Source organism: Nocardia sp. NPDC003345 (assembly GCF_053589395.1).
Genome location: NZ_JBSFRU010000315.1, coordinates 1 through 7,637, shown reverse-complemented (window position 1 = coordinate 7,637; position 7,637 = coordinate 1). Strand labels below are relative to the sequence as shown.

Genomic DNA, 7,637 nt, shown 5'->3' with positions numbered 1-7,637 from the left:
GCCTGGCGATCGACCGCGGCGTCGCCGGTGGCGGCGGGCGGGCGTTTCACCACGAAACCACCCTTCGCACCCACCGGCACGATCACCGCGTTCTTCACCGCCTGCGCCTTCACCAAACCCAGAATCTCGGTCCGGAAATCCTCCAGCCGATCCGACCACCGCAAACCACCACGCGCCACCGCACCGAACCGCAGATGCACACCCTCCACCCGCGGCGAATACACGAAGATCTCGTACTTCGGCCGCGGCTGCGGCAGCAGCGTGATCGACTGGGGGTCGAATTTCAGCGAGAGATGCGCGGGCGGTTCACCGTCGGCGTCGCGCCGGAAATAGTTCGTCCGCAGGGTCGCCGAGACCACTCCGAGCACGGCACGCAAGACCCGGTCGGTATCGAGGCTCACCACCGCGTCGATCTCGGCTTCCAGCCATTCGGCGATGGCCGCGGCCGATTCCGCCGCCCCGTCGGGGTCGAAATAGGCTTCGAAGAGCCGCACGAATCCGCGCGACATCTCCGGGCTGGCCAGCAGCACCCGGGTGATACCCGCCGCACCGTAGGAGAATCCGGCCTGCTTCAGGTATTTCGCGTAGGCACGCAGGATCACCACCTGCCGCCAGTGCAGGCCCGCCCGCAGGATGAGCTCGTTGAGGGTGTCGACCTCGGCGGCCCCGAACCACATGGCTTCGAACGCGGCGGTGAAGCGCTGCGCGATCCCCTGGGCCCCCGGACTGTCGGGCAGATCCAGATCCGCCTCCAGTTCGGGGTCGAGTTGGCTGCGTAAGACCGCCGACACCACCCGTAACCGGAAATCGTAGATCCAGTCGGAGTTCTCGTTCTCGGTATCGAGCTGATAGGGCCGCTCGTCGACGACCTCGACACCGAGGCTGTGCAGCACCGGCAGCACTCGGCTCAGCGAGACACCCTCGCCGGCGGCGTAGAGGGTGAATCGCCATTCGCCCGGCGGGGCGTCGGCCGTGCGGTACAGCGCGGTCCGGAAACGCGCCGTCCCCAGTTCGTTCGGATCAATCCGGAATCGCATCGGCGAAACTGTCTCCTGAATTGTCGTCACCGTGATCCGCGCCTTTCCGCTTCGGTTTCGAGCACTTACTACCTGGGTACTGTACGCGTTTAATGTGCCGTTGTATAGCGGTACGTTACGTATGTGTAACCGATCACCCGGTGTGATCAGGGCAGAAGCGTGCGGACGCCGGTGTTCACGCGCGGGTCAGGGCTGCAGCAGGCCCGAACGCATCAGGAAGGTGCGGGCGCCTGCGGCACTGGCGAACGCACCGGTGTCGATACGCAATCCGGAGTTCGTATCCGCGTACCACACCGCCGAGGCGGCGCTCACCGCGGCGAACACATCGCCGTCCGCGACCACGCTGCCCCCGGCCGAGCGCCACTGCGAAATCGCCTGGCGCAGTGCGTCGGGGGTGCCGGTGTGCACCTGGAACACCAGCGCGCGCCCACCGGTGATCTCCCCCAGCAGCAGTGGACTGTCGGGCGCGATCACGCAACTGCGCACACCCTCGGTTTCCGGGTGCGGGCGGCAGCTCGCGCTGCGCAGCGGCGCCGGCAGCGCGGCCGCTGGATCCGCGGCCGCCGCCCCCGGACCAGCGGGCGCGAGTCCCGGTGGGCCGGTGAGCGTCGGGGTGGTCAGCGCACACGATTTGACCATCAGGAAGGCCAGTACCAGCAGCACCGCCACCGCCGCACCGGCCGCCGCCCGCCACTGCCATTTCGGATGCTGCCGATGAACCACGGCCTCCGCCTCGCCGGCCAGATGCCGGCGCACGAATCCGAGCGCTCCCCGCGGCGAATGACGATCCGCATGGTGCGGCGCGGGCAGATCCTGCCCAGCGAGCTCATCGTGCGAGCCGCGACGATGAGCTTCCGCCTCGTGCCGGGCGGCCGGCCCTGGGACGATCCCTCCGGCCCATCCGGCGATCTCGGCCTGGTACGCGCCCATCATCCCCGGGCGGCCCGGCGCGTTCGCACCGGCCGCCGGGTGCTGGGCGGGAACCTCGGCCGCCGGTAGCGGCGCACCACAATTCGCACAGGCCCCGGCCCCCGGCCCCGCCGCGTGCCCGCAGTACTGGCACCGGACCGTCATCGGCGTGCTCCGCGTCTCATACCGGCCTCACTGCCCGGTGACCACGATCGAGGAGATCGCGACGGTGTTGACCGAAGCGGGACCACTGGATTTGAGCACCGTCAGGGTGATCTCCGATGCGGTGACGGGCGGCTCGATCCGGGTCACCACCAGGGAGCGCTGATCCAGCGTCTCCTGGGTGTAGGTGGTTTTGTCGTCATCGTCGAACTGGTACGAGACCCGGCTCACCGTCCGGTATTCGGTCCACTGATCGGTGCCGTCGGTGCCCACATGGTCCCAGCCGGGCACGATCGCGATCGAATCGATCTCGTACTCCTTGCCCAGATCGATCCGCAGCACCTGGCCGTCGATCTTGTATGCCCGCGGGCAGGCCCAGGCCTTATCCGGTTCACCGGAGAACGCGTCCATACCGTCGGTACCGCCGGACGGACAGCTCGATTCCGCGGACTCCACCTCGATGGTGCCGCTTCCGGCCGCCTCGGTGGTCTGCGGGGCAGGCTGTGTGGGTGCCGCGGTGATCGCCAGCGGCGAACTATCGGATTTCTCGCCACCGCTGGTCAGGACCAGCACGATCACGATCAGCAACGCGATCGCCGCCGCCACCGCGAGCGCGACCTTCGGTCGGCGCAACTGCTCGACGACCTCCCGCGCCCGCTCCTCCGGTGAGGGCCGTTCGGCGCGGACGGGATCGGGTTCGGGCGCCCGGTCCGGTTCGGTCTCGGTCGCGGTGGCGCCCGCGAGCCGCCCGGCGACTCGCTCGGAGTTCTCCGCGGCGAGCGAGGACGAAGGCCCCGGGTCCGGGAGCTGCCCGCTGAGCAGCGCGTTGATCCGTTCGCTGGCCGAGGGACCGGCCGTCGAACGACGCGGTCTCGAAACGGCGGGGCCGGAGTCGGGTGCGGCCGCGTACCCCTCGGACGGCGGTGTGACACCGGCTCCGACCTCGACCCGTTCTCCGGCCGGCGCGGCGAGCAGCGATTCGTCGAAACCGACAGCGGAATCCGCTTCGGATACCGGATCCGGGATATCGGTTTCGGAGGAAGGCGTCGCGCCGTGCCCGAACGCCGGATCCGCCAGAAGCGCATCCAGAATCGCGCCTCGATTGCGGAGAAAAACATCTCCGGAATCAGCTTCGGGCATAGGCGAAATGTTATCGGCTACCGGCACCGCACCCTCGTCGATATTCCCACCAGTGGAGAGGTCTATCGGCGCACCGAGGCCGGGCGAACCTTCTCTAGCGCTGCTTCTCGGTGGTGACGAAATACTCCGGCGGTACATCGAACACACGCGCCAGCGCGATGATCAGGTCCAGCCGCGGAATGGCGTCGCCGTGGATCAGCCGGTACAGCCCCGACTGCGAAACCGGGACATCGGGATAGGCCAGCTCCAGGTGCTGGGCCAGCGAATACAGTGTCAGCCCGCGGGTGGAGCCGTCCTCGGTGGATACCACCGATTCGGCGATGAGTTCCGAGAGCCGGCTGGAGAATATCGCCGCGGCGGCCTGTCTCGGGGTCTGTTCCTGCGTGCCGTCCTCGTCCGCTCGTGCACTGTCCGGTTCGGGGTCCGCTACCACGGTCATCGAGATTACCTGTTCTGCCATAGTCAACGGGTGGGATATCCGTGCGGCCGGGTGACCGGCACGGTGCGTTCGGAATTCACCGGCGGCGCGACAACGCTCGACCGGCGTTCCGGTTGGTCGAGATAACGGGTCTCCCCGCGCGGTTCCACCAGATTCACCCGGACCGTACGCATCGGTATCCGGATATCCAGCTGGGCCTCCCCCACCTGTTCGATCGACAGATCGACCGATCCGCGCCGCGGGCTCCCCGGGTCACTGATGGACACGGTGGTGGGCGCCGCCGATACCTGCGGAGGCAACTGGTCGAAGACAACGATGGTGGCATCACCGGCCGAATCCCCCTCCTCGACCCCGGCCAGGCGCAGCGAGCGGGCGTCGCCCACCGCGCTCACCAGATTCTGCCAGCGCTGCGGACGGTTGGTGTGCACCTCGATATCCGCCCCGACCACCGTCGCCCGCAGCACCAACTGCTGGGCCACCGGCAACAGCGCCTGCACATCGACGGTGCGGCGGCGTGGGTTGTAGCGGGCGGGGTCGTAGAGCGGCAGCGCCAGCTGATGCCGGGGCTGCCCGTTGATCGCGCCCAGGATCTGCCCGTTGGGGCCGATCGGGATCGCCAGTGCGGCCGCGGTATCCGCGGGTGCCTCCTCGACGGTCCGCTCGTCCCGGGTCAGCGCGTTCAATGTCACGCCGGTGGGCAGGCTGGTGCGCAGCGCCAGCGACTGCCGTCCGGGCAGCCGGCGCAGGTAGTCGGGCAGGGCCTCGTTCATCGCCGGGCCGATATAGCGCACCACGGCCCGCGGCCCGTCGTCGGCCGTCAGCCCGACCACCAGGGTGGTACGGCCGCTGTTCCAGGTCCAGCAGTCGTCCAGGCCCGAATCGTCCAGGTGATCCCAGTCGATACCGAAAGTGGTCACGAACCGCCCCGGCACCGGGGTCCGCAGGCAGTCCCAGCGCTCCGACAGATCGGTGAGCTCGGCGCCCGCGTGCAGCAGCCGGGTGGCGTCCACGAACGCCGACGCCGGTAGCGGATGCGCGGCGACACCGCGTTCGCGGAGCCGGCCCGCGATCCGGTGGGCCGCGGTAGCCAGGGTTTTCGGGCCCACCACCGCGCATGGACCGCGCCGCGCCAGCGCGCGCAGGTTGCGTTCCTGGTCCAGGCGTACCACCAGCCAGGTCAGCCGGTTACCCACCACCGGCTGGGAACCGATCAGCTGGTCGTAGAGCATGCTGTAGCTGCCCGCGGCTCGGACCCGCTGGCCGGTGGTGACGATATCGATATCGACCCCGATCCCGAACTGGTCCAGCATCGGCAGCAGCGCCTCGACCGGCACCGTGTCCTCGGTGTAGATGGTCTGATCGGCGATCACTGTGGGCAGGTCGAGATTCGGCGCCAGCTGGATCATCGCGACCAGCACATCGCCCTCCTGCGCGATACCGCACACTCCGGCCGGAACCTCGATATCGCGGACCGGCAGCGGCGCGGCCAGCAGAGCGGCCCGGGCCGCGCGCCCGGTCCGGAAGGACAGCCAATCCAGCAACCACCGCATCGGCGTCCGCTGCCGGACCCGGATCAGCACCGACAGCATGAGTGCGACCACGATGAGCGCCGCACCCCACAGCGGTAGGTACGCGGATAAACCGGCTACCACCACACTGCCTCCGATCGCCATCACCGCGAACGGGCCGCGTTCGATCCCGGCGACCCGGCGGTCGGGCGCGCGCACCGCCCTTTCCGCAGTCACCGTCACCCGTGCCTCCGCCGCCGCGCGTTCACGCCGTAGGTCACCCCGGCCCCGATCAGCACCGCCGCGCCGATCACGATCGCGGCCGTGATTCCCGGTGTGTTGTCCGGGGGCCGCTGCGGTGGCGGCAGTTCCAGTACCGCCGCCTGGTACAGCCCCTCGGGCGGCTCCGGCGGAGTGCGATAGCTCAGCGCTTCGAGCGGGTCGATCAGACCCGCGCCCACGACATTGTCGATTCCGCGGGCGGGCGCGTGCGCGCTCGCGGTGAGCCGGGCGATGATCTCGGCGGGAGTCTCGTTGGGGTATCTCGACCGCACCAGCGCCGCGACGCCGGCCGCATAGGCCGCGGCGAACGAGGAGCCGCCGACCGGGGACAGTTTGTTCGGTTCACCCACGCCGTTGATCACACCGGCGGCGCCGGGACCCAGCGATTCGATACTGGTGCCGGGGGCGGCCACGGTGACCCACGGGCCCAGCAGCGACTGATCCGTGACGCCACCGGTGGCGGTGGTGAAAGCGACGGTCAGCACGGATTCGGCGAAGACACCCGGCACCGAGGCGGACTGGACGTATTTCCAGTTCCGCGGGTCCCCGGGACGGCCCGGATCGTGATCGGGATTCTGCCGGCAGTTCGCCCCACCGGGATCGCCGGATCCGGCGACGATCAGGGAACCGCGGGTGTGCACCGCGTAGCCCACCGCCTCGGCGACCACGGCCAGATCGACTCCCGAATCCACCGGTACGCAGACCGGCAGCGGTATCGCGATGATCCCCGCCCCCATATTCGCCGCGTGCGTGATGGCGCGGGCCATGGTCCGCAGCTCCCGCGAGATCTGCTCGCGCGGTTCGCTGGACGCTCCCTCCTGCCGGAACGCGTTGGAGCGGTACCGCAGGGAGATGAGCTTCGCGTCGGGAGCCACACCGGTCAGACCGTCCGCGGGATCGGCGGTGGCCCCGATGATCCCGGCGACGAGCGTCCCGTGGGCGTCGCAATCCTGGAGGCCGTCGCCGCCTTGGGCGACGTAGTCTCCGCCGCCGGTCAGGTTGGGTAACCGGGGATGGGGAGTGATCCCGGTATCGACGACCGCGACGGTCACTCCGGCGCCGCGGCTGAGGGTTCGGGCATCGCTCAGGTTCAGCGAGATCTCCGAGGGCGGCGTCCGCGAGATATCGGTGTTCTCCAGCACACCGGCCGCCAGGCAGCCGCTGGTTTGTTTGGTGGGCCCCTCCGGTCCCGGCGGACCGTCCGGCGGCGCCACCCCGACCACCACTTCCGGCGGTATCAGCGCGCCGGCCGGGCCGGCCCCGGTACTCAGCAGGAGTACGGCCAGCGCCGCGGCGGCGGCCCTGCCCACTCTCATCAGATTCCTCGCATGGCGGTGTAGATACCCATGATCCAGAACGCGATCACCGGAACGATCAGAATGAGCGCGTACTCGATGAGATCGGTGATCCGGCGGGTGACCGGGGTCAGCCGTTTCCCGGGCAGGGTCAGGGCCGCCGCCAGGGCCGCGCAGGCGATAACGGCGACGATGAGGACCACCGACACCCGCGCGAACGAGCTCCCGTACGCGGTGACCAGCACCGCGCCGATACCCAGCACGGTCACCGCGGCCCCGGCGATCAGGGCGATGGCCTGCACCCGGTCCGGATACCATCGCGAGCGCATCGCGAGAATCCCCGCGACGGCCGTTCCCATGACGATCTCCCGGATACCGCCCGGACTGACGGCGGCACAGATCACCGTCGATACCGACAGCAGTCCGGAGATGGCGACGATGAGTCCGCGCAGACTGGTCACCGCCAGCCGGGCCCGGCTCTCGATCCCCACTTCGTTGTTGTGCCGGGATTCCTCGGCCGCGGCCGCGTCCTCCGCGTTCTGCTCCACATCCCGGTGGGTTTCCGCGTCGAAGATATCGGTGAGCGTGGCCGGGTTCACTTCGTTGCCCGGGTCGGGCAGGTCGGGTGGGCGGATCCGGGCGATCACGACGGCGATCCGGGGGGCGAGTGTGAGCAGCACCAGCCCGGCGAACACGGCACCACCGGCGACCTGGCGTGTCGCCAGATCGAAGTACGCCAGGGGAAGCACCACTGCCGTCACGGTGACGCCGAGAACCGCGACACTCATCAGGGTGGCGATACCCGAACCGGTCACCCGCATCAGAGCCATGGCCGCGACTGCCGCGACCACCGCGCCCGCCGCGA

Annotated in this window: 8 protein-coding genes; 1 reads left to right on the top strand and 7 read right to left on the bottom strand. The window is 69.4% G+C overall.

The annotated features are described in order from the left end of the window. A partial coding sequence (locus ACWDU1_RS26290) for an NAD-glutamate dehydrogenase domain-containing protein (protein WP_450002463.1) occupies nt 1–983 on the bottom strand: 983 nt, incomplete at its 3' end. A gap of 240 nt (nt 984–1,223) precedes the next feature. Continuing rightward, nucleotides 1,224–1,760, bottom strand: a complete 537-nt coding sequence (locus tag ACWDU1_RS26285; RefSeq protein ID WP_450002461.1) for a hypothetical protein — start codon at nt 1,758–1,760, stop codon at nt 1,224–1,226. Here ACWDU1_RS26285 and ACWDU1_RS26280 point away from each other — a divergent pair. Continuing rightward, on the top strand, nt 1,752–2,036 hold the full coding sequence (locus tag ACWDU1_RS26280; RefSeq protein ID WP_450002460.1) for a hypothetical protein: 285 nt from the start codon (nt 1,752–1,754) through the stop codon (nt 2,034–2,036). The two genes, ACWDU1_RS26285 and ACWDU1_RS26280, sit on opposite strands and share 9 nt — an antisense overlap. 102 nt (nt 2,037–2,138) lie before the next feature. Here the strand turns inward: ACWDU1_RS26280 and ACWDU1_RS26275 are convergent, their stop codons facing one another. From ACWDU1_RS26275 to eccD, 5 genes are all read right to left on the bottom strand, one after another. Continuing rightward, nucleotides 2,139–3,248: a discoidin domain-containing protein gene (locus tag ACWDU1_RS26275; protein WP_450002459.1), complete on the bottom strand. Its 1,110-nt coding sequence runs from the start codon at nt 3,246–3,248 to the stop codon at nt 2,139–2,141. Nucleotides 3,249–3,342: 94 nt separating this feature from the next. Further along, on the bottom strand, nt 3,343–3,687 hold the full coding sequence (locus ACWDU1_RS26270) for a helix-turn-helix domain-containing protein (RefSeq protein WP_450002457.1): 345 nt from the start codon (nt 3,685–3,687) through the stop codon (nt 3,343–3,345). A 23-nt stretch (nt 3,688–3,710) separates the two neighbouring features. Continuing rightward, nucleotides 3,711–5,438, bottom strand: coding sequence for a type VII secretion protein EccE (gene eccE / locus ACWDU1_RS26265; protein ID WP_450002455.1), 1,728 nt, complete (start codon nt 5,436–5,438; stop codon nt 3,711–3,713). Then, on the bottom strand, nt 5,435–6,793 hold the full coding sequence (gene mycP, locus ACWDU1_RS26260; protein WP_450002454.1) for a type VII secretion-associated serine protease mycosin: 1,359 nt from the start codon (nt 6,791–6,793) through the stop codon (nt 5,435–5,437). The genes eccE and mycP overlap by 4 nt, the downstream gene beginning before the upstream one ends. Then, nucleotides 6,793–7,637, bottom strand: an 845-nt coding sequence (eccD, locus tag ACWDU1_RS26255) for a type VII secretion integral membrane protein EccD (protein WP_450002452.1), incomplete at its 5' end; no start/stop codon positions are given. The genes mycP and eccD, both read right to left, overlap by 1 nt.

What these genes read in the sequence shown, in the direction of transcription:
- ACWDU1_RS26280 (WP_450002460.1), top strand. Translation starts at nt 1,752, where the DNA reads ATGAACCACGGCCTCCGCCTCGCCGGCCAGATGCCGGCGCACGAATCC.
- mycP (WP_450002454.1), bottom strand. Translation starts at nt 6,793, where the DNA reads ATGAGAGTGGGCAGGGCCGCCGCCGCGGCGCTGGCCGTACTCCTGCTG.
- ACWDU1_RS26270 (WP_450002457.1), bottom strand. Translation starts at nt 3,687, where the DNA reads ATGACCGTGGTAGCGGACCCCGAACCGGACAGTGCACGAGCGGACGAG.
- ACWDU1_RS26275 (WP_450002459.1), bottom strand. Translation starts at nt 3,248, where the DNA reads ATGCCCGAAGCTGATTCCGGAGATGTTTTTCTCCGCAATCGAGGCGCG.